At 49.9% G+C, this 21,446-nt stretch carries 22 protein-coding genes; 17 read left to right on the forward strand and 5 right to left on the reverse strand.

What is annotated here, in order from left to right:
* Positions 1-4: 4 nt before the first annotated feature.
* Positions 5-1,231, reverse strand: coding sequence for an IS256 family transposase (locus B0W44_RS05985; protein WP_077718568.1), 1,227 nt, complete (start codon positions 1,229-1,231; stop codon positions 5-7).
* 118 nt (positions 1,232-1,349) lie between these two features.
* On the opposite strand from B0W44_RS05985, the gene B0W44_RS05990 reads away from it, so the two are divergent.
* The 12 genes from B0W44_RS05990 (at position 1,350) to nadE (ending at position 12,952) form a co-directional block, all read left to right on the forward strand.
* Positions 1,350-1,952, forward strand: coding sequence for an extracellular solute-binding protein (locus tag B0W44_RS05990; RefSeq protein WP_228441564.1), 603 nt, complete (start codon positions 1,350-1,352; stop codon positions 1,950-1,952).
* Between the two features lie 74 nt (positions 1,953-2,026).
* On the forward strand, positions 2,027-2,950 hold the full coding sequence (locus tag B0W44_RS05995; protein WP_077719235.1) for a carbohydrate ABC transporter permease: 924 nt from the start codon (positions 2,027-2,029) through the stop codon (positions 2,948-2,950).
* Positions 2,950-3,780 carry a carbohydrate ABC transporter permease gene (locus tag B0W44_RS06000; RefSeq protein ID WP_077719236.1) on the forward strand — a complete coding sequence of 277 codons (831 nt, stop codon included), beginning with the start codon at positions 2,950-2,952 and terminating at the stop codon, positions 3,778-3,780. Before B0W44_RS05995 ends, B0W44_RS06000 begins: the two co-directional genes overlap by 1 nt.
* A gap of 331 nt (positions 3,781-4,111) precedes the next feature.
* Positions 4,112-4,429 carry a PTS sugar transporter subunit IIB gene (locus B0W44_RS06005; protein WP_077719237.1) on the forward strand — a complete coding sequence of 106 codons (318 nt, stop codon included), beginning with the start codon at positions 4,112-4,114 and terminating at the stop codon, positions 4,427-4,429.
* A gap of 3 nt (positions 4,430-4,432) precedes the next feature.
* Positions 4,433-5,716 (forward strand): PTS cellobiose transporter subunit IIC, encoded by a 1,284-nt coding sequence (celB, locus tag B0W44_RS06010; RefSeq protein WP_077719238.1) that lies wholly within the window; start codon positions 4,433-4,435, stop codon positions 5,714-5,716.
* Between the two features lie 69 nt (positions 5,717-5,785).
* Positions 5,786-6,094 carry a PTS sugar transporter subunit IIA gene (locus B0W44_RS06015; RefSeq protein ID WP_077719241.1) on the forward strand — a complete coding sequence of 103 codons (309 nt, stop codon included), beginning with the start codon at positions 5,786-5,788 and terminating at the stop codon, positions 6,092-6,094.
* Positions 6,095-6,108: 14 nt separating this feature from the next.
* Positions 6,109-7,497 (forward strand): glycoside hydrolase family 1 protein, encoded by a 1,389-nt coding sequence (locus B0W44_RS06020; RefSeq protein WP_077719243.1) that lies wholly within the window; start codon positions 6,109-6,111, stop codon positions 7,495-7,497.
* Positions 7,498-7,545: 48 nt separating this feature from the next.
* Positions 7,546-8,436 (forward strand): BglG family transcription antiterminator, encoded by an 891-nt coding sequence (locus tag B0W44_RS06025; RefSeq protein ID WP_077719245.1) that lies wholly within the window; start codon positions 7,546-7,548, stop codon positions 8,434-8,436.
* A complete protein-coding gene (locus B0W44_RS06030; RefSeq protein ID WP_077719247.1) occupies positions 8,415-9,479 on the forward strand; it encodes a BglG family transcription antiterminator in 1,065 nt (354 codons plus the stop codon). Before B0W44_RS06025 ends, B0W44_RS06030 begins: the two co-directional genes overlap by 22 nt.
* 186 nt (positions 9,480-9,665) lie before the next feature.
* Positions 9,666-10,754 (forward strand): acyl-CoA dehydrogenase family protein, encoded by a 1,089-nt coding sequence (locus B0W44_RS06035; RefSeq protein ID WP_077719250.1) that lies wholly within the window; start codon positions 9,666-9,668, stop codon positions 10,752-10,754.
* Positions 10,755-10,767: 13 nt separating this feature from the next.
* Positions 10,768-11,991, forward strand: coding sequence for an L-2-hydroxyglutarate oxidase (gene lhgO / locus B0W44_RS06040; RefSeq protein WP_077719251.1), 1,224 nt, complete (start codon positions 10,768-10,770; stop codon positions 11,989-11,991).
* A gap of 136 nt (positions 11,992-12,127) precedes the next feature.
* Positions 12,128-12,952 carry an ammonia-dependent NAD(+) synthetase gene (gene nadE, locus B0W44_RS06045; protein ID WP_077719252.1) on the forward strand — a complete coding sequence of 275 codons (825 nt, stop codon included), beginning with the start codon at positions 12,128-12,130 and terminating at the stop codon, positions 12,950-12,952.
* A 39-nt stretch (positions 12,953-12,991) separates the two neighbouring features.
* On the opposite strand, the gene B0W44_RS06050 is transcribed toward nadE, so the two are convergent.
* From B0W44_RS06050 to B0W44_RS06065, 4 genes are all read right to left on the reverse strand, one after another.
* Positions 12,992-13,768, reverse strand: a complete 777-nt coding sequence (locus B0W44_RS06050) for an ABC transporter substrate-binding protein (RefSeq protein ID WP_077719253.1) — start codon at positions 13,766-13,768, stop codon at positions 12,992-12,994.
* An 18-nt stretch (positions 13,769-13,786) separates the two neighbouring features.
* Entirely contained in the window at positions 13,787-14,509 is a 723-nt protein-coding gene (locus B0W44_RS06055) for a FadR/GntR family transcriptional regulator (RefSeq protein ID WP_077719254.1), read from the reverse strand.
* Positions 14,510-14,596: 87 nt separating this feature from the next.
* Positions 14,597-15,493, reverse strand: coding sequence for a selenium metabolism-associated LysR family transcriptional regulator (locus B0W44_RS06060; protein ID WP_077719255.1), 897 nt, complete (start codon positions 15,491-15,493; stop codon positions 14,597-14,599).
* A gap of 16 nt (positions 15,494-15,509) precedes the next feature.
* On the reverse strand, positions 15,510-16,571 hold the full coding sequence (locus B0W44_RS06065) for a YeiH family protein (protein WP_077719257.1): 1,062 nt from the start codon (positions 16,569-16,571) through the stop codon (positions 15,510-15,512).
* A 218-nt stretch (positions 16,572-16,789) separates the two neighbouring features.
* Here B0W44_RS06065 and B0W44_RS06070 point away from each other — a divergent pair, with 218 nt between their 5' ends.
* The 5 genes from B0W44_RS06070 to B0W44_RS06090 all read left to right on the forward strand — a co-directional run bounded on the left by B0W44_RS06070 (position 16,790) and on the right by B0W44_RS06090 (position 21,431).
* Complete coding sequence (locus B0W44_RS06070; protein ID WP_077719259.1) at positions 16,790-17,134, forward strand: UxaA family hydrolase; 345 nt, start codon at positions 16,790-16,792, stop codon at positions 17,132-17,134.
* A gap of 5 nt (positions 17,135-17,139) precedes the next feature.
* A complete protein-coding gene (locus B0W44_RS06075) occupies positions 17,140-18,297 on the forward strand; it encodes a UxaA family hydrolase (RefSeq protein WP_418304076.1) in 1,158 nt (385 codons plus the stop codon).
* A 65-nt stretch (positions 18,298-18,362) separates the two neighbouring features.
* Positions 18,363-19,310, forward strand: a complete 948-nt coding sequence (locus tag B0W44_RS06080; protein ID WP_077719264.1) for a hydroxyacid dehydrogenase — start codon at positions 18,363-18,365, stop codon at positions 19,308-19,310.
* A 17-nt stretch (positions 19,311-19,327) separates the two neighbouring features.
* Positions 19,328-20,359, forward strand: a complete 1,032-nt coding sequence (locus B0W44_RS06085) for an Ldh family oxidoreductase (RefSeq protein WP_077721273.1) — start codon at positions 19,328-19,330, stop codon at positions 20,357-20,359.
* 76 nt (positions 20,360-20,435) lie between these two features.
* Positions 20,436-21,431 (forward strand): tripartite tricarboxylate transporter substrate binding protein, encoded by a 996-nt coding sequence (locus tag B0W44_RS06090; RefSeq protein ID WP_077719267.1) that lies wholly within the window; start codon positions 20,436-20,438, stop codon positions 21,429-21,431.
* Positions 21,432-21,446: the final 15 nt, after the last annotated feature.

The following is a 21,446-nucleotide window of genomic DNA, read 5'->3' on the forward strand; positions in this document are numbered from 1 at the left end:
CTGCCTACATGATGCGTGTCACCTTACTATGTGTTTTTGCTGAATGGCTTTTGCGCCAGGTGAAGTAATCTTCCATATCGAGGTATTTCCGACCACTGGCCCACTTCTCATCCTGTTCCATGAGTAAGGCCCCCAACAGACGAATCACCGATTGGCGGTTGGGAAAAATGCGAATCACACGTTCCCGTCTGCGGATTTCTTCGTTCAACCGCTCGACGCTGTTGGTGGTACGCAGTCGCTTACGGTACTTCTCAGGGAAAGCCAAAACGGCGGTGGCATCATCAAACCCGTTTTCCAAAATACGCATGGCTTTAGGCGCTTTCTCTTCAAAGACTTTCAGCGTTTCGTTCAAAAGCATTCTGGCTGTTTCGATATCCGCTGCATCCAGGATGCCACGGACATGGCGATGAACTTCGTCTCTCAGCGCTTTTGGTGTGGCATCCAGAATATTACGCATCAAATGGGTTTGACAGCGTTGCCAGGTGACCCCTTGGAAATGGTGACGAATGGCACGGACTAAACCGCCATGGTCATCAGAGGTGATCAAATCGACACCACCAAGACCACGTTGTTTTAACCAACTGAAAAATTCGCTCCAGCTGGCTTCCGATTCCGTGTCACCGGTCATGATCCCCAAGACTTCCCGGTAACCGTCTGTGTTGACACCGATTCCTATCATCACTCCTCTGGACCGTACCCGGCCATCCTCACGGACTTTGAGGTACAAGGCATCCACCAGCACAAACGGGAACCGGCGGTCTGAAAGCGGACGATAATTCCAAGCCTCCACAATAGGATCAAGCCTTTTGCACAGGTCTGAAACGGTGGACTTGGAAAAATGAGTGCCGCAAAGCTCTTCGGTAATCTGAGTCACTTTACGTGTGGAAACCCCATTCACGACCATTTCCATCAAAGCCAACACCAAAGCTTGCTCGCTCCGTTGGTAACGGGCAAACAGTTCAGTGGAGAACTGACCGTTTCGAATCCGTGGAACACGTAACGTAATGGTCCCCACCCGAGTGGTTAATTGATGAGGATAGGATCCATTGCGATAGCCTTGACGGGAATCCGTGCGTTCATAGCGTTCAGCTGCCAGCTGTTCGGTCACCTGCGCTTGGAGAATTTGGTTTAATACCGATTCCAGTAATTTCGCTACACCAGCGTCTTTTGAATGTCCTAAAAAAAGTTGCTGCAAAAGTTCTTGATCTACGGTAATCTGGTATTGAGCCATTTCAAAATTCTCCTCTCCAGAATGGTATTTCCGACAACTCCATTCTAACCGAGGATTTTGAAATTGGCTCCTTTATTTTTAAGGAATCCATTTTACACAATTATAAGGACTTAACTTGTTGAATGGCAACTTTGATTGGTCTAATTACACTTTTTTGGCTGAAAAACTTTTAGAGATGCAACAAAAGGGTTTCATTAACAAAGACGTGCTGACGGCACAAAACCATGAAATGGTCAGTTTAATGGCTCAAGAAAAAATAGGCTTTGTCATGGGAGGCTTGACTGGCCATGACGTTGAAGAAATGAATCCTAATGTTCAACTTGGAATCATACCGGTTCCTTCCATCCATGAAGGAGGAATACCGAGTTGGATCGGTGGAGAGCGCCATACTGTTGCCATTTGGAAAGACACTGATCATCCAGAAGAAGCGCGTAAGTTTGTTGAATTTCTTTCCCAACCGGATATAGTCAAAAAGATAGCAGATGGAACAAGCTTACCACCGGGACTAACGGGTGTTGAATCAGATAACTATTTTGCTACAGATTATGAAGCCTACTCACATGTAAAGGTGGAACCGTATTTTGATCGCGTTTATTTGCCGAGCGGTATGTGGGATGTGATGGGAACGACAGCTCAAGAACTCCTATCCGGTTCGCTCACTCCTGAAGAAGTATCAAACACGATGGATGAAGAGTATAATCGACTGAAAGAACAAAAATAACAAAATATTGTTGGAAGGGCAGAATACGGTGTTTCTGTCCTTTCACCAGCTTTTACTTAATTGGAGTTGAGAATATGAGTGAAATCAAGCTTAAATTAAGGCCCCAACTTGTAACAGTCAATTACTTTAAAAGAAAATATGTGAATTCACTATGCTGGATGTACCTTCCGGCGCTGTTAATAGTGTGTACATTTATAATTTATCCGTTTATGAATGGTCTCAAAATTTCGTTTACAGACTGGAACGGGTTTTCTCAAACATATCGTTACGTTGGATTGCAACAATATCAAAGATTGCTTCATGATCCGGATACGTGGGTTGTTGTACGAAACACGTTGTTATATGGATTGGGGAGCACGTTTTTTCAGAATGTCATTGGTCTTCTTTATGCTTTATTACTAAACCAAAATATTCGCTTAAAAACGATTACACGCACAATTGTCTATTTACCAGTCATTATTAGCCCGTTGATCATGGGCTATATTTGGTATTTCTTTTTTGCATATAACGGTGGAGCCATAAATGATATACTCCAACTTATCGGTATTGAACCGATTAATGTATTGGGAAATCCGGATTTCAACATATGGATTATTGTATTTGTGAATACGTTCCAATTTGTGGGAATCGCGATGATCATTTATTTAGCTGGATTGCAAAGTATTTCAAAAGATTATTATGAGGCAGCACAGATTGATGGCGCCTCGAGTTTTCAAAAATTTAAATCTATTACCTTTCCACTATTAATGCCCTCTATTACCATCAATATGGTTATAAATATTATTGGGGGATTAAAACTCTTTGATGTTATCATATCTCTTACTGGCGGTGGGCCAGGTAATGCTTCGCAATCTATGTCGACTTTTATGTATGACTTATATTTTTCCAGACAAGATGCCGGATATGCGGCTACACAGGGAGTATTAATGGTTGTCATTATATTAATTCTCAGTTTAAGTGCTTTGATCGTTTTTAAGCGCAAGGAGGTCGAGGCTTAATGTACAGAACGGATCTTGTAAAAAAAAGAATACTCGTTGTCCCTTCTTTAATGATTGCATTATTTCATTTAATTCCTTTTTACATTTTGTTTACCACCTCCTTAAAGCCAAAAGGTGACTTTAGCTCAAAGTGGATTTTATCCAGGAATATCAGTTTTCAAAATTTTGGCGAAGCGTGGGACAAGGCTAATCTTGGAAATGCCCTTGTAAATACTTCTGTCATCACTGTCTGCGCTGCAATTTTATTGATCTTCTTTGGTTCATTGGCAGCATATCCATTAGCTCGAAGGAATACGAGGTTAAATAGATTGATCTATACGTTATTTATCGCCATAATGGTCGTTCCTCCGTTAACTGTTCTCGTACCGCTGTATCAACTAGTCGTTAACATTGGTATGATGAATACGCTTGAAATCGCAATATTGAATAATGTCGCAGCATATATGCCGCTTACCATTTTTCTATATTCAGGTTTCATTCGCTCCACCATTCCAAAGGAGATTGAAGAGGTTGCTCGTGTTGATGGTGCAACCACATTGAGTATTTTTTACAGGATTGTATTTCCACTGCTAAAACCGGTCACAGCAACAATTCTTATTATTTCTTGTATATTCATTTGGAACGATTATCAGTTTGCGATTTTTTTTCTACAAGCCGAGGAAGTTAAAACTTTTACAGTCGCTTTATCAGGGTTCTTTGGTGAAAATGTGAACAATCTAAATTTGGTAGCAGCTGCGGCTATTATCTCGATGATGCCTATGGTCATCCTTTTCCTTTTCTTACAGAAATATTTTATTAAAGGATTAACTTCCGGTTCAGTAAAAGGATAAACAAATGATAGTGGATGGAGGTTTCCGCTTGGAGTATCCGTAACAGGTGGAGAATTAACAGGATGAGGTCGTTTTGTTGGATTGGAAGGGAGTTACAGGACATATAAAGTGTCTGCTCTTGTTAACCAGAATTTAAAGTTGAAACAGGTAAGGTTATTCTGTTGTTGAAGATTGACGATAACGAATATTAAAGTTTTTTCTGGCTTCAACGCGCTACGGCTGGGTAAGGACTTCCGCATGTTAACGGAAAAACGTTATGTCGAGATGTGCGTGCGTTCAATATAGGATAAAGACATAGTGACATTAAGCATATACAAAGGGAGGTTGTCGTATGAAGAGGATTTTGTTGGCTTGTTCGTCAGGAATGTCCACGAGTCTGTTAGTTGAAAAAATGAAACAAGCTGCTCTTCAAAAGGGGGTTGATGTCGAAATTTGGGCAGTTGCCCAGGATAAAGCGAGCACGGAAATGGATAAAGCAGACGTTTTGCTGATCGGACCGCAAATGCGCTTTTTGAAGCAAAAACTGGAAGAAAAAGCAGATGAAATCAATATACCGGTAGATGTCATTGAACCCGTCGCTTACGGACGGGCTGACGGGGAAGCAGTGTTGAACAGGGCGCTTGAGCTGATCAGGGAAAGGGGACATTGAACGGTGAATAAATTCATGGAAGTGCTTGAAAACGTTTTACTCCCGCTAGCAGACAAACTCAATAATAACCGGTATTTAACCGCATTGCGGGACGGCTTTATGGTGGCCCTGCCGGTGATCATCTTTGGTTCGATCTTCGTTGTGATTGCGAATTTCCCTTTTTTGGACAAACTTTTGAGCCAGAGCGCTTATGAGGCCTACCAATCCGCTTTAGGTCCGGCCTCAGCAGCCACGCTAAGCATTATGGGGTTATTTGTCATTGTCGGTATTGGTTACAAGCTATTGCAGCACTACGGCGGTGAAGCGATTTACGGAGGGGTTGTGGCCATCGCGTCGTTTCTTATCCTCACACCGCAGGTAGTTGAAAGTGTCACCGGTGTTATTCCAACTGCCAGTCTCGGGGCACAAGGGATGTTTTTAGGGATTTTGACCGCTTTCGTTTCCGTTGAACTGTATCGTTTCTTTGTGAACAGGGATTGGACGATCAAAATGCCTGCCGGTGTTCCGGATGCGGTCTCCCGGTCTTTCAGCTCTCTCATCCCGATTACACTCACTTTGACCGTTTTTTTAATCGTCCGGATCGCCTTTAGTTTGACACCGTTTGTGACCGTGCAAGATTTTATTTACACCGTTGTGCAGGAACCGTTAACCGCCTTGGGCAGCGGATTGGCGGCGACGATCGTCGCAGTCGTGCTGATTCAGCTGTTCTGGTTTTTCGGCCTTCACGGGCAAATTATTGTGAACTCCGTGTTCGACCCGATTTGGTTCACGTTGAACAATCAGAACCTGGAAGCCTTCCAGGCAGGAGAACCCCTGCCCCACATTATTACAAAGCAATTTATCGATTCTTTCCTCGTGGGCATGGGCGGATCAGGGATGACGCTGGCTGTGGTGATTTTGATTTTGATTATCGGGCGCAGCCGACAGCAAAAAGAGCTGGGGAAATTAGGGGGGCCTCCCGGCATTTTCAATGTCAATGAGCCGATCATTTTCGGACTCCCGATCATTATGAATCCCCTCGTCTTCATACCGTGGATTCTTGCGCCAGTCGTGGTCACTATCGTCACGTATTTTGCGATGGCAACAGGGTTGGTTCCGCCGCCGGCTGGCATTATTGTGCCGTGGACGACCCCGATCATTCTGAACGGTTTTCTGGCGACGGGTAACGCTTGGCAAGGCGGTGCGCTGCAACTGGTGAACTTGCTCATCGTCATGGCCATCTGGTGGCCCTTCCTTAAAATACTGGACAAAAATTATTACGAGAACGAGAAGAGTCGCGAGAAGTAGTCGATAACTTTTGAAGCCCTGTCATCGACGCAGGGCTCCATTGATTTTACATCAAAGGTGGTAGACGTCGTGGAAAATAACGCAACAGAAGTGGCATTCCAAATCATTCTTTACGCTGGAAACGGAAGGTCCAATGCGATGGAAGCGATCCAGGAGGCGAAGAAAGGCGAGTTTGAAAAGGCGGACCAGTTAATGAAAGAAGCGAGTGAAGAACTGAGCAAGGCTCACGAGTACCAAACGAAACTGCTTCACGAGGAAGCGAGTGGAAACAATCCGTCCGTCAACGTCATGCTCATCCACGCGCAAGATCATTTAATGACTGCGATGACGGTAAAGGATTTAGCTTCGGAATTCATCGAACTGTATCGAAATCGATAACGGAGGGATTTTTCATGTCCGTCACATACACATTTCCGAAAGGTTTTTGGTGGGGCAGTGCCACATCTGCAGCACAAATCGAAGGGGCTTCCAATGTAGGGGGGAAAGGGAAAAGTATATGGGATCACTGGTACGAGCAGGAACCTTATCGCTTTTACGGAAATGTCGGGCCGACGACGGCGTCGGATTTTTACCACCGGTACAAAGAAGACATTCGCCTCATGAAAGCAGTCGGGCACAATTCCTTTCGGATGTCGCTCGCTTGGTCGCGCCTCATTCCTGAAGGACGGGGAAAGGTCAATCGGGAAGCAGTTGATTTTTACGACAGGGTGATCGATGAACTGCTGTCGCATGACATCGAACCGTTCATCACCCTGTTTCACTTTGACCTGCCGATGGCTATGCAGTATGAAGGCGGGTGGGAAAGCCGTCGAGTGGTCGACGCTTACGTTGAATACGCCAACGTGTGCTTTAAACTGTTTGGCGACCGAGTCAAAAAGTGGTTCACGTTCAACGAACCGATCGTTCCCGTCGAGGGCGGATACCTTTACGATTTTCATTATCCGAATGTCGTCGACGGCAGAAGAGCGATACAGGTGGCGTACCACACCATCATCGCCCACGCCAGAGCGGTTGAGGTCTTTCGCTCTTTGGCCATCGAAGACGGTAAAATCGGGATCATCTTAAATTTGACCCCTTCTTACCCGAGAAGCCAACATCCCGCCGATGTGAAGGCATCCAAAATCGCTGACTTATTTTTCAACCGCAGCTTTTTAGATCCGGCAGTGTTAGGCGAATTTCCTCCCGAACTAATTGACCTTTTGAACGAACACGGACACGTACCGGTGACGCAAAAAGGGGATGCTGAGACCGTTCAAAAAAACAAGGTGGATATTCTCGGAGTGAACTACTATCAACCGCGGCGTGTCAAAGCGAAAGAGCACGTGCCCCATCCGGACAGCCCCTTCATGCCGGAATGGTTTTTTGATCACTACGAAATGCCGGGCAGAAAGATGAACCCTTATCGCGGTTGGGAAATATACGAAAAAGGCCTTTATGACATTATGCTCAATTTGCGTGACAACTACGGAAACGTCGAGTCGTTTGTCTCTGAAAACGGCATGGGGGTTCAAAATGAAGAGCGCTATCTCAAAGACGGCCAAATTCAGGACGATTACCGCATCGAGTTTTTCCGCGAACACCTAAAGTGGTTGCACAAGGCCATTCAAGAAGGTTGTAACGTAAAAGGTTATCACGTATGGACGTTTATGGACAACTGGTCTTGGATGAACGCTTACAAAAACCGGTACGGCCTCGTTTATGTTGACCTGGAAACACAAAAGCGCACCCCGAAGAAAAGCGCTGAGTGGATGAGAGCCGTATCAGAGCAAAATGGCTTTTAATTCGCTCAATGTTTGTTTTTGTTTCGGTTTGTGTGGAAGGTGATGTGAATGAACTCCCGCTTACACGTGATACTGCGTGAACTGCTGGCTGCGTCATCTGCACTGACCAGTTCGTATTTGGCGAGCGTGTTACAAGTGAGTTCCCGCACTGTACGGGGTGATATGAAGCGACTTGATCAGTGGCTGAGGGAGCGCGGGGCATCTATTCAGGGGGAAGCGGGAAAAGGGTATCGACTGATCGTTAACGATGATAAAACGTTTCGAGCATCCTTAGAAGAGCTGTCAAGGGGCGATTCTGACCGAGATTCGGTTCCGGTCCTCCCTGAAGAACGAACGGTGTATCTGCTAAAACGACTGTTGTTGAGCGGGGACTTTATAAAAATAGAGCAACTGGCGGACGAACTTTACGTGAGTAAGTCAACGGTGCAAAATGATTTAAAAGCTGTCAAAAACGTTTTGGAAACGTACGACATCGTACTGAAAGCAAGGCCGAACTACGGGTTGAAGGCAGAAGGCCGAGAAGTAGACATTCGTTTTTGCATTTCCGAGTACGTGTTCAACCGGCCAAAAGGGGTTTCGACGGTAAACGGGAGGACCTCCCATCTGCTCTCACCGGAAGAGATGGATCAACTGTGGAGCATTCTGCTTGATGAAATATATAAAAGTCCCCTCAAGATTGCGGACATTGCGATGAACAACCTGTATATTCATATCGCCATTGCGATTCAGCGTATCAGAAACGGATACGAGATCTCTTTAGTTCCGAAAGAAATTCAAGACATCGCACAACAACAGGAATTTCAGATCGCGAAGCGCCTGGTCACCAACATAGAGAGACAGTTCGGCGTGGCGTTTCCCAAAATGGAAGTGGCTTACATCACCTTGCACTTGCTGGGGCCAAAAGGGCGGCGGAAAATGTGGCCGACGATGAGACGGTGAAACATTTATTGGACGACGACATCTACCAGCTTGTCAATACGGCATTGGATACCGTTGAAGAGCACTTGAATGTGGGGCTAAAGAGAGACCGGGAACTCATGATGGGTCTAGGTCTTCACTTAAAGCCGGCCATCAATCGACACAAATATCGCATGAATGTGAGGAATCCACTTCTCGAAGACACCAAGCGAAATTACCCTTTGGCATTTGAAGCGGCCCTCTTTTTTGCCAAAGGCGTGGAGGAACAGATCGGAATTCGGTTTCAAGAGGATGAATGCGGATATTTTGCCCTCCACATTGGCGCAGCAATCGAGAGGCAAAAGGCAGAACAAGACGCGAAAACGTGTTTGATCGTATGTGCATCCGGATTCGGCAGTTCACAGTTGATTTACTATCGGCTGAAAGCCTACTTTGGCGACCAGTTACGCATTTTGGAAACGATCGACTACTATAAACTGCCGAAGACAAATCTGGATGGCGTCCATTTTATTGTCAGTACTGTTCCGATAGAGGAGCGACTGTCCGTTCCAGTCATTCACGTCAATGCCATTTTAACGGATGAGGATGTAGCGAAGGTCGACCGGTATGCCTCCGATGAGGAGTCTATCCTCCGTTTTTTCAAGAGGGATTTACTGTTCCTGCAGCGCGATTTGGCCACCCGCGAGGACGTTTTTAAGTTCTTCCAGGAAACCTTGCAGGAGAAAGGGTTGGTTGGCGATTCCTTTTTGCAGGCACTGTTTGACAGGGAAGAGGTTGCTCCCACTGCTTACGGAAATCTTGTAGCCGTCCCCCATCCCATCACCCCGCAATCGGATGAGACGTTTGTTGCGGTTTGCACACTGAAAAAGCCGATCCAGTGGGCGGAACAGTCCGTCCAGTTTGTCTGCTTGTTAAGTGTTAAAAGGGACAGTCAGGAAGATTTGCAATCACTTTACGAACTGCTGGTGAAAGTGACGAATAACCCGACAACGGTCCAAGCGTTAATCAAATGTGAAAACTACGACGAATTTGTAAAGATCGTGCTCGATGAGCGGCACGCGTAAGGCAGCTTCGTCAATGAATCCGACTTCTTGCGAAAGGTGATCGCCAACGTGAGTGTCAGTGTTGGCGATCTTTGACAGAATGCGCATCTTGTCGCCAGTCGCTCATATGCGAGAATGATGTATAATAGGAGAAGAGGACATGGTAGTGATGTTTGTGGCAGAGCGCTGCGAAAGGTGATGCCATTCATGCACTTGAGCGACAAAACAGTCAAGGCGGTAAGAGAACAATCTCGACAGATGGAGCAAATAGGCAATGTGACGCCACGTATTCTTAAGATCATGTATGACTACAATCTTTTTAAACTGTTTGTCCCGCGAGAACTGGGCGGAGAAATGTTGCCGCTTCCCGACGCTTTAAGGGTATTTGAACAGGCCTCCTGGATTGACGGCAGTTTCGGCTGGTTAACCGACATCGGTTCAGGCGGGGGATATTTCGTATCGTCCATTTTACCGTCCGTGTGCCAAGAGACCTTTTCCGACAAAAAGGCGGTCGTCGCCGGAAGCGGCGCCCCTTCGGGAACGGCGAAAAGAGTGGACGGCGGTTATTTGGTCAGCGGACGGTGGAAGTACTGCAGCGGTTCACCTTATGCGACGGTCTTTACGGTAAACTGTCAAATTGAGGGCGATGCACGAGATTCAAACCCGGAAGTGCGTTCGTTTATCTTGCCTCCGGATCGGGTGAAGGTCATCGAAGACTGGAACGCCTTCGGCTTGAAAGCGACCGCCAGTCATTCCATCGCTGTCGACGACGTATTCGTGCCGGATGAGCGGACATTTAACGTATTTGACGATTGCGTCTACTGGCATGACCCGCTTTACCGATATCCGTTTCTCCAGTTTTCCCAGACATCCTTTGCTGCCGTGTGCATCGGGATTTGTCGGCATTTTCTCGACGAAGCTAAACTTATTTTGAAGCAGAACAAAGGGGTGTGGGAAACGTCGTCTCCTAACCGATACCCGTATGTCCAGCGTAAAGTAGAAGGAGCGGAACGGACTCTGCAGCAAGCGACTGAAAACTTTTACCGGGCAGTCGATGAATCGTGGGATACCCTCGTAAGGCACTCAGACCTTTCCGAACAGGTACAAGAACAGGTTAGTTATGTGTGTCATGCGACGAGCAGGGCAGCCCTTTCCTGTGCGCAGTCTGTCTTTCCTTATTTGGGGATCAGCGCCATTATGGAAGACGCTCCGGTCAATCGGGCGTACAGGGATTTGCACACGGCTTGCCAGCATACGATGATAGTTCCTTTTTATGAAATCGAGGTCAAAAGCTAAGGGGAGAAGCCGGTTGTACGACTTTACGGTCATCGGCGGGGGGATTGTCGGTCTTGCGACAGCGTACCATTTAGTTCACGCGTACCCGCAAGCAGCCGTCCTCGTCTTGGAGAAAGAACAGTCCCTCGGTTTGCATCAGACGGGAAACAACAGCGGTGTCATCCACTCTGGCATATACTACAAACCGGGGAGTTTAAAAGCGCGGTTTGCAACGGAAGGCAACCGGAGGATAGTTGAGTTTTGCCAAAAATACCGCATCCCGTACGAACAGTGCGGCAAAGTGATTGTCGCGACGGCAGAAGCCGAACGCCCCCTTTTACACACTCTGTACGAGCGGGGAATCGCCAACGGACTGACGTTACGCAAACTGACCCCGAACGAATTGCAGGAGAGGGAACCGCATGTACACGGGCTGGAAGCGATATTCGTGCCGAGTACCGGCATCGTTGACTATGTGCAAGTGTTGAATACGTTAGCGCGCGTCGTGGAAGAAAAAGGCGGAGAGATTCGGGTGGGGACCCGAGTTGAAGGCATGGAAGAGGAGGCTGAGTTTATAGACATAGGGACGAATGCCGGAACAGTGCAGACGCGTTTTGCCATCAACTGTGCCGGCCTGTTCAGCGACCGTGTCGCCCGTATGACCGGCCTTTCCCTTGGAATGAAGATCGTTCCTTTCCGCGGCGAGTACTACGAGTTGAAGCCCGAGAAACGACATCTGGTGAAGCATTTGGTCTACCCCGTGCCGAATCCGGCGTTTCCGTTCCTTGGCGTTCACTTTACGCGAATGGTGGATGGCTCCGTCCACGTCGGTCCGAATGCGGTGCTCAGTTTGAAACGGGAGGGGTACCGCAAAGGGGACGTGAACCTGCGGGACAGTTGGGATGTGTTGACGTACCCCGCTTTTTGGAAAATTGCGTTTAGGTACATGTCAGTCGGCTTGAGCGAAATGGTGCGGTCTTATAGTCAACGAGCGTTTGTGCGGAGCATCCAACGGTTTATTCCGGAAATAACCGCCGACGATCTCGTCCCGGCACCGGCAGGAGTGCGGGCGCAGGCGTTGACCCGGGACGGACGGCTCGTCGATGACTTCATCATCGTGAGGTCTAAGAGGGCGGTACACGTGTGCAATGCGCCTTCTCCGGCGGCTACTGCTTCCCTCGTCATCGGCGAGCACATCGTCAGTCTCATGGCTGAGTCGTACACTTCCCATAAAAAACGTGTCACAAAATCTGTCTGATTCCCCTTGCGTCTTTTTATGAACTGTTACAATAACGGTAGGATAACGGACAGCGAGGGGAGTAAGGTGAGCAGACGGAAGATTGCAAGGCTCGAGGTCTGAGAAAATTGTTTCCACACGAAAGGTGGGAAGAACGTTGTCGAAACTCCAAGCGCACATTCAGCAGGAGCTTCACGTCAAACCTTCCGTAGCACCAGAAGAAGAAGTCAGAAATCGGATCGATTTTATCAAGCGCTACGTGACGCAAACCTCGGCCAAAGGGTTGGTCCTGGGGATATCGGGCGGACAGGATTCTTCGTTGTGCGGCCGCCTCTGCCAACTGGCAGTCGAGGAACTGCGGGAGGAAACAGATAGAGACTACGTATTCATCGCGATGCGTTTACCTTACGGCCGGCAGCAGGACGACGCTGACGCAGAACGGGCCCTTGCCTTTATACAGCCCGACAGGTGTATCACCTTGAACATAAAAGAACCGGTCGATGCGTCCGTCCGAGCGTTTGAGGCCGCAACGGGGGAGAAAATCACCGACTATCTCAAAGGGAACATTAAAGCCCGCGAGCGCATGAAGGCCCAATATGACGTGGCAGGGTTTTATCAACTGCTCGTAGCGGGGACCGATCATGCGGCGGAGGCTGTGACGGGTTTCTTCACGAAATTTGGCGACGGCGGATGCGACCTTGTTCCCCTCTTCGGGCTGACGAAGAGACAAGGACAGGCATTGTTAAAATATTTAGGGGCAGATGATGCCATCTATACTAAAAAACCGACGGCCGATTTACTGGACGACAACCCTGGACGTCCGGATGAAGACGAATTGGGGCTTCGTTACACTGACATCGACGACTATTTGGAAGGCAAAGAGGTGGAGGGTCACATCGCCCGAAAAATTGAATCCAAGTATTTAGCGACACGGCACAAGCGACGACTCCCGGTCACGCCGTTTGACACGTGGTGGACTTAAGTTTCACATCGCTCGATTTAACATATGCTTGAATGGTCACTAGAAAATGTCCGGGTACAAAAGTTGGGCGAGCTTCTCAATCCCGGTCAAGAGGCGCGGTGATGGACGGCAGTACAACCCTTCTTCCAGAATGTGAACCCGGTCCCGTTTGGCGAAACGCTGTCCTCGCCACGCGGGACGGCTGACGATCTTCTCCACCTTTACCTTTTCCTTCGGGACACCTGTCCACACGACAAGGGCGTAATCCGGGGCCGCTTGAACGACTCCCTCCCAATCTGTCTGCTTCTTTTCATCCGGATGGTCAGCAAAGACGTTTACCGCAGAGACGGCCTCACTCACATCGGTCAGCCAATTGTTCCCGCCAGGGGAAAACACCGGTTTGGGCCACCATTCCCAGTACAGTCGGGGAGTGTCACCCTGCGACGAACACCTGTCTGCCACTTCCTCTATCCGCTCTTTCATTTGATGCACGAGTTGAGACGCTTGAGCGGTGCGGTTCGTCGCCGCTCCTACGTCTAAAATGTCGTCGTAAATGTCTTCCAACCGTTTTGGATTGAGGACGAGGTAAGGAATGCCGAGATCTTGCAGTTGTTCGACATTTCGCTCCATGCCCGGGACACTCAGGGAGGCGACAATGAGACTCGGTTGCAGTGCAGCCACTCTGTCCATGTCGATGGCGAGATCGGGTCCGAGATCCGGCAGGGAGCGGACGGCGGGAGGCCAGTCAGAGTAGCGGTCGACGCCGACAATGTGATCGGACAAACCGAGACAGGCCAATATTTCGGTGTTGCTTGGACATAACGAGACGATGCGCACGCTCCTCTCTCCTTTCCGTCACGTATCTTCATTCTGTTCGGCCAGCTGGGACAACACGTCTCTTCGCACGTCTTGGATATGGTGGCGCATGGCTTCGTGGGCCTTGTCCGGCTGTTGCGCTTCAATCGCATGTACGATTTTTTCGTGATCCTTTACCGATTGGGCGAAACGTCCCGGGATGCTAAGGGCGTGCTGACGCCCCACTTTCATCAGATCGAGCAAGCTGTTCATGATCCGCAAAATGACAGAGTTGTGCGAAGCTTGGGCGATGGCGTAGTGAAAAGCGTGGTCGTTGCGCGTGGCAAAATCGGGATCCGGAAGGTCGCGCATGTCCTTATTCGCTGCCGCTACGATGGCGTGGAGATTTTTCAATTCGTCGTCGGTGCGCCGGGCAGCCGCCCATTTGGCTGCTTGCGCCTCGAGGACGAGTCGCACGTCAAACAGGTCCATGAGGGTATGTCGTTTCAGTGAGACAGCATTAGCCAGCTGGGAAATGACGGCTTCATCCGGGTCTGCGACGAACAGACCGTGACCGTGCCGGATGTGAATATACCCCATGGCGGAGAGAATTTTCAACGCCTCCCGCATCGGAGTGCGGCTCACATTGAGCATGTTGGCCAACTCCCGTTCTGGGGGCAGCTTTTCTCCGGGTTTCAGCTCACCGTTATAAATTAACTGCTTCATGTAGTCGACGATTCGGTCGGTAATATTCGTACGCTGGTCTACCAACGGTTTAAACACATAGTGTCACCCTTCCTTCCTCATTCCATTGGATTTCATTATAGCAAATCGAAAGCCGCATCACCTCCATACCCGAGGCAGACGGGATCAAGGCATGATCTCGTGGATGAACACGTCAACTGGCCGAGGGAGGACATGTCCCTTCAATGTGACCGTGTAAAAGTGTCGATTCAGGCTGAGACCACTTAAAGAGTAAGCTCGCAAAATGTTGAGTTGTAACTCTTTTTCAATAGCGGCCGCCGAAAGAACGGATACGCCCAAGTTTTCTACTACAGCCCCTTTGACTGCTTCAGTGCTTCCCAGTTCGAGAAAAACCGTCAACTCCGACGGAATGACGCCTTGCGACTGCAGGCGCTGTTCCAACACCTGGCGGGTGCCCGAGCCTTTTTCCCTTAAAATGAGGGGAGCTTCCAGCAGAATGTTGGGGTGGGCTGTTCTCGTTTGTCGGCAGAGGGCGGGGTGGTCGAATACGGGGGAGGCGATCAAGACGAGTTCGTCTTCCTGGAACGGTTGCAGTTCCAGGGCAGGGTCGTCCACAACCCCTTCCACGAGGCCGATGTCCAACACGCGGGCACGTATCTTTTCCACAATGTGCTCCGTGTTCATGATATGCATCGATAACTGGATGTGCGGATACTTCTGTTTGATTTTCCCCAACATTTTTGGCAACACGTATTCGCCGATCGTCAGGCTAGCGGCGATTTCCAGTTTGCCGCTGACCGTATGTTGTAAAGATTCAATTTCTTTCTTTGCCGCATCGAAAGAGTTCACGATCTCTTTGCCGTAGCGGTACAAGATCCGTCCCGCTTCTGTCAATTCGACGCGTTTTGTCGTGCGGTGGAACAGTTGGGTGTCTAACTCGTTTTCCAGTGACTTAACCTGCGAGGTGACCGTCGGTTGCGCCATGTGCAGCGTTTTGGCCGATTCGGAAAAACTTCTCTTTTCAGCGACGGTCATAAAAACTTTAAGCTGGTGTTCGTTCATCCTCATCCTCTTCCTTCTAGTAGAACCATTGTACTAGGAGGACGCCGAACAAGACAAGGGCACTGCTGCCGATGGCGCACGTCATCATCCCTTTTCGGCCGTTGTCACGAAACGCTTGGAACGAGACTCCGAGCCCGACGCCGACCATCGCCATCGCGAGTAACAAACCGCTGAGTGAAAGCAGACCGTTCACGGCGTATTCCGGCAACCAGTCTAGTGTGTTCAAGGCGCTCATGGCGAGAAATCCGACAATGAACCACGGAACCGGGAGGTTTGCGAGCCGTGAGGCGGATTGGCTTTGTACCCTTTCCCAGCGGTGTCTCTTGTTGTAAAGCGTCCCGATGGCAAGGGCGACAGGGATGAGTAAGGCGACCCGACCAAGTTTAACTAACACGGCCATTTCACTGCTTGAAGTTCCCCCTGCCGCTCCGGCGGCAATGACGTGTCCCAGCTCGTGTAGCGTGGCTCCGGTCAAGACGCCGTAAACTGCCGGGTCGTAGGGGAGAAGCGGGTACAGAAACGAGTAAGCGAGAGCGCCGACCGTTCCCGTCAACGCAATAAACGATACGGCGAGCGCTGTCACATCTTCTTTAGCGCGGATGAGGGGGGCGACGGCAAGAATGGCAGACGCGCCGCAAACTGCTGTCCCGACAGCCGTTAGTAACGTCAACTGTTCCGGCAACTTCATGCGCTGTCCAATGGCATGCATGACGATAAGCGTAAACACAATCACGAACGCGTCGATGGCGATCACGTTTATCCCGCTGGCCCATATATCATGCAAATTGAGACGCAAACCCATGAGAATGATGCCGGCTTTCAACAACCTTTTTGTCGTAAACGTAATACCTGCCTGTGCGCCAGCTGGTAAGCCCAGAGACGCGCGCCAGCTCATGCCGAGCAAGATGGCGAGGACGAGTGCTCCGACAATGGACAAGTAAGGCAAGCGCGCCAACTGAAGGGAGGCCAAGGCCAACACAAACGTCAAAAAGATGCCGCGGCTGTATGTCAGAACAGTGTGTTGATATGGAGCAGAGTTCTGGGAGGCGGCGGATAGGTTGTTTCCGTGTACAGACATAAGCATCCTTTCCTTGTACAGTAGGTTATTACTACATAACTGTAGCACGAATTTCTGCACGGATTATTCATAACTCGTAATCGCGTTTATTACATTTTTCAATGAGTAACACGTGTAAAAAACGTCACAACACGATTGACGCATACGCTAAGTGTTGGTAAATTGTTTGTATAGGTATTACCTATTATGTATGAAGATTAAGGGGAGGTGGGATCGGGATGAGCGACAGTACTCAGAGTAGTGTTGCGGCCCGCGATGTTGAGAGACAAGATCAGAAGGTGAAGGTTCATCAATTTCTCATTCATCACAAAGGGGATCATGTCGGTGTGGCCGTCACGGATATCCGTGCAGGGGAGAAAGCTGTTGGTGTCTACATGGACGACGATTCGACAATCGAGGTTGAGGTGAAACACGATGTGCCACTCGGGCATAAAATCGCGTTAGCCTCTCTTAAAGAAAACGAACCTGTCCTGAAGTACGGCATTCCCATCGGCGTGACGACTTGCAAATGGGAAGTGGGCGATTACGTGCACACACACAACATAAAAACGGCGAGGTGGTAATGAAAGTGGAACGTCAACTGTACGGGTATCGCAGGGAAAATGGAAGAGTCGGCATACGCAATCACGTCGTCATTTTACCAGTAGACGACATATCCAACGCTGCGTGTGAAGCGGTTGCGAACCATGTGAAAGGTACGCTAGCTTTGCCCCACTCGTACGGCAGACTGCAGTACGGGGAGGACTTAGAACTGCATTTTAGAACGATGATCGGCACCGGTTCTAACCCAAATGTGGCGGCTTGTGTCGTCATTGGCATTGAAGAGAACTGGGCGAAGAAAATCGCTGACGGCATTGCGCAAACGGGGAAACCAGTCTCATACTTTTCGATTGAAGGTCACGGGGATTTTGAAACAGTGCGGCGCGCGTCGTGGAAAGCGAAGGAATACGTCCAATGGGCTTCCGAACTGCGACGAGAACCAGTGGAACTTAAGGATCTGACCGTCAGCATCAAATGCGGCGAATCCGATACGACGACGGGACTGGGATCCTGCCCGACGGTTGCCCAGGCTGTCGACCGCTTGGTCGATGCCGGAGCCACCGTCATCTTCGGTGAAACGTCGGAGTTGACTGGCGGAGAACACCTTATCGCTGAAAGAATGGCCACAGAAGAGTTAAAGCAGAAGTTTATGCGGGTGTACAAAGACTATGTCGGGGAGATCGAGTCAAAAGGTGTGGACTTACTAGGGTCACAACCGACACAAGGCAATATTGCCGGAGGCTTGTCGACAATTGAGGAAAAAGCGTTGGGCAATATCGCCAAAACCGGGACGAAGGAAATTATCGGCGTATTAGCGCCGGCCGAAGCGCCGAACAACGGAAACGGTCTATACTTCATGGACACCTCGTCGGCAGCCGCCGAGTGCATCACGCTCATGGCGGCCGGAGGAGCTGTCGTCCACTTTTTCCCGACCGGCCAGGGGAACATCATTGGAAATCCCATCGAACCGGTGATCAAAATTACCGCGAACCCGAAGACGGCAGAAACGATGCGCGAACACATTGATGTGGACGTGCAAGGCTTACTGGCGCGCACGATCACGCTTCCGGAAGCAGGCGACATGCTGATGGATTACTTGTACCGCACAGTCAACGGCCGTTTGACGAGTGCCGAAGCGCTTGGACACCGTGAATTCGTCATGACGAAACTGTACCGCAGTGCGTAGAGACAAGGGGATGCGAGTGCTATGAACAACATGCTGGATCATTTCACGGGAGCAGGCAATGAAAGATGGAGGTGCTGATCACAGAGTTTATCGATGAAAGCGCGCTGTCGCTGTTCGATGAAGCCGGTGTCACCTACGCTTACAAACCGGAAGCGTGGCAAGGATTTTCGTTTGATGAGAAAGCATTGGCCAGTTTGAAGGCGATCATCGTTCGCAATAAAACGCGGGTGGGGGCAGACCTTCTAAATCAGTGCCCGCAGTTACAAGTCATCGGGCGTCTCGGTGTCGGCCTTGACAACATCGATGTGGCGGCGGCGAAAAAAAGGGGCGTTTCTGTGGTCAGCGCGCGCAATGCTAACGCCATATCAGTTGCAGAATACGTCATCGCCGCCATGTTAGCAGTCGTCCGCCGGCTGAGAGAAGCGGATGAACACGTGACGGAAGGCGGATGGGATCGCCATACGTTCACCGGACTGGAATTGTACGGGAAGACGTTAGGCTTAATCGGATGCGGGGAAATCGCACAGCGCCTGGCCTTGAGGGCGAAGTCTCTCGGGATGAACGTCATCGGACACGATCCGTACGTCGCGCCGTACGACTTTGCTCCTTCCGAGCTCAAGATGCAGTTGCGTTCCCTGGACGAAGTGTTGGAACGGGCCGATTTCGTCAGTTTGCACGTGCCCCTGACGGAGGGGACACGACATTTGATCGACTACAAGAGACTGAAGCAGATGAAGCCGTCAGCGTATCTCATCAATACGTCCCGCGGTGGGGTGATCCAGGAAGAACACTTAAGGCAAGCTTTGCAAGAAGGTCGCTTGGCCGGTGCGGTACTGGATGTCTTGGAAGAGGAACCCCCGCACCGGGATCACCCGTTACTCGGTTTAAAGGGCGTGTTGGTCACGCCGCACATTGCCGGTCTGACAGTTGAATCTCAGGCCCGTGTTGCCCGGCTCGTCATCGGTGAAGTGCTCCACGAACTGCAAGGTGATCCGTCCATATGCCGTGTGTAGAAAGAGGTGTGCCAAAGATGGCCAGACAAACCCGCACAGTTAGTGCTGAAGAGCTGACGGCTCTCGCGGTGGAGATATTGACACAAGCGGGCATGAACGAAGCGGATGCTGTGACGAGTGCGAAGGCCCTTGTCCAGGCGAACTTGGAAGGAGCTGACAGCCACGGCATCTCCCGGCTTCCCGTATACGTCAAATGCTTGAAGAGCGGCAGAATCAACCCGACGCCTGACATTCGAATTTCCCACACAGGAGCGGTCATCACCGTCGACGGAGACAACGGGCTCGGTATGGTTACCTCTATGCGGGCATTGGAAGCGGCGGTGCCGGTGGCTAAGGAACTGGGCATAGCCGCTATCGCGATTAAACACAGCAACCATTTCGGCGCCGCTTCATACTACTGCCGGCAGATGTGTGAGCACGGCCTTGCCACTGTCGCTTTTACGAATTCCCCGAAAGGGATTCCCCCCTGGGGAGGGCGTCAGGCATACTTCGGCACCAATCCCATCGCCTTCGGCTTTCCTTACAAGGATGAACCGATCCTAGTCGATTTGTCTTCCAGTGTCGTCGCCCGGGGGAAAATCATCCTCGCGGCGAAAAGCGGTGAACCCATTCCCGAAGGATGGGCGATTGACAAAGACGGACGCGCGACGACGAGTGCCGAAGCTGCACTGAAAGGCGCCGTCCTCCCAATGGCGGGCCCGAAGGGCTACGCCGTTGCCCTTGCCGTGGAGATGATGGCCGGCATTTTAACCGGAGCTGCTTTCGGACCACACGTCGGCTGGATTTACGATGACGAGACAGAGCCCGCGAATGTGGGACACTTTTTCATCTTGGTAGATATACAGAAATTTATGGACATGAAACAGTACGAACAGCGAGTGGAGAAGATGAAGGAAGAGGTTAAAGGCGTTCCGCTGGCAGAGGGATTCGATGAAATCCTGATTCCGGGCGAACGCAAACGGCGCAGCGAAACTGTGCGGCGCCGCGAAGGCATTCCGCTTTCTGAAGAAGTGTGGAAGGAACTGAATAAATTATTAAAGGGTAAATGATCTAGCTAGTGTTATGTAATTAATTATTAGTATAATGTTTGTAAGCGATTACTATTATAAAAAGGAGGGAATAACGTTGAAAAAAACAGTAAATTGGTTTCTATTTTTATTAATAGCAGGTATTGTTACGGTGTTCGTCGCGTGCGGCAGTGAAACTTCAGAAGGAGAACGCAATGCGGGTGACGACTACCCGTCGAAGCCAATTACGTACATGATTCCGTTTGACGCAGGTGGGCAATCGGATTTAGAGGCGAGGAGACAACAGCCGTTCTTGAAAGAAGAACTTGGGCAATCGATCAACATTACGTATAAACCGGGGGGAGGCGGTTCCGTCGGATGGGCGGAACTCGTGCAGCAAGAGCCAGACGGACACTACATGGCCGGGATTAACATCCCCCACATCATCTTACAACCCCTTTCCCAAGAAGATACTGGTTACGAAACGGAACAGATTGAGCCAGTGGCCGTATTTCAAGCGACCCCCATCGGCCTCGCCGTGATGAAAGACAGTGATATTGAGACGATGGAAGACTTTGTGGCGGCCGCGAAAGAAAATCCGGGTCAAATAACGGTCGCCGGTACGGGAACGTACTCTGGACATCACTTGGCGTTTCAACAGCTGCAAAATCTGGCAGACATCGATATCCAATATGTGTCCTTTACCGGCGCTGCGTCCCAAGTCCAGGGTTTTCTCGGTGGCAACACGACAGCCATCCTCGCCAACTCCAACGATTTGGTCAGTTACAAGGATGAACTGACGATTTTAGCCATCGGGTCTGAGGAGCGATTCGAACCGTTGCCCGACGTACCGACATTTAAAGAATTGGGATACGACATGACAGCGAGCATCGACCGGGGGGTGGCAGTGCCGCCGGGGACACCAGCAGACATTGTTCAAAAGCTGGAAGACGCGTTTTTAAAGATTGCGAATGACTCGACCGTGCAGCAGCAGATGACGGAAGAAGGGTTTGAACCGAAGGCGTTGGGGGCAGAGGAAACGAAAGCCTATATCGAGGAAAAGACAGCAGAATACAAGCCGCTGTTAGAGGAACTGCAATCTTCTGAAAACTAGATGTGAAGGCAGGTG

Origin of the sequence: Novibacillus thermophilus (assembly GCF_002005165.1) — a bacterium.
GTDB classification, from domain to species: Bacteria; Bacillota; Bacilli; order Thermoactinomycetales; family Novibacillaceae; genus Novibacillus; species Novibacillus thermophilus.

Coding starts and splice junctions, on each gene's coding strand:
- B0W44_RS06065 (WP_077719257.1), bottom strand. CDS start 16,571: ATGTCTGTACACGGAAACAACCTATCCGCCGCCTCCCAGAACTCTGCT.
- B0W44_RS06020 (WP_077719243.1), top strand. CDS start 6,109: ATGTCCGTCACATACACATTTCCGAAAGGTTTTTGGTGGGGCAGTGCC.
- B0W44_RS06080 (WP_077719264.1), top strand. CDS start 18,363: ATGGAGGTGCTGATCACAGAGTTTATCGATGAAAGCGCGCTGTCGCTG.
- B0W44_RS06000 (WP_077719236.1), top strand. CDS start 2,950: ATGTACAGAACGGATCTTGTAAAAAAAAGAATACTCGTTGTCCCTTCT.
- B0W44_RS06005 (WP_077719237.1), top strand. CDS start 4,112: ATGAAGAGGATTTTGTTGGCTTGTTCGTCAGGAATGTCCACGAGTCTG.
- B0W44_RS06085 (WP_077721273.1), top strand. CDS start 19,328: ATGGCCAGACAAACCCGCACAGTTAGTGCTGAAGAGCTGACGGCTCTC.
- B0W44_RS05985 (WP_077718568.1), bottom strand. CDS start 1,231: ATGGCTCAATACCAGATTACCGTAGATCAAGAACTTTTGCAGCAACTT.
- B0W44_RS06070 (WP_077719259.1), top strand. CDS start 16,790: ATGAGCGACAGTACTCAGAGTAGTGTTGCGGCCCGCGATGTTGAGAGA.
- B0W44_RS06025 (WP_077719245.1), top strand. CDS start 7,546: ATGAACTCCCGCTTACACGTGATACTGCGTGAACTGCTGGCTGCGTCA.
- B0W44_RS06060 (WP_077719255.1), bottom strand. CDS start 15,493: ATGAACGAACACCAGCTTAAAGTTTTTATGACCGTCGCTGAAAAGAGA.
- B0W44_RS06035 (WP_077719250.1), top strand. CDS start 9,666: ATGCACTTGAGCGACAAAACAGTCAAGGCGGTAAGAGAACAATCTCGA.
- B0W44_RS05995 (WP_077719235.1), top strand. CDS start 2,027: ATGAGTGAAATCAAGCTTAAATTAAGGCCCCAACTTGTAACAGTCAAT.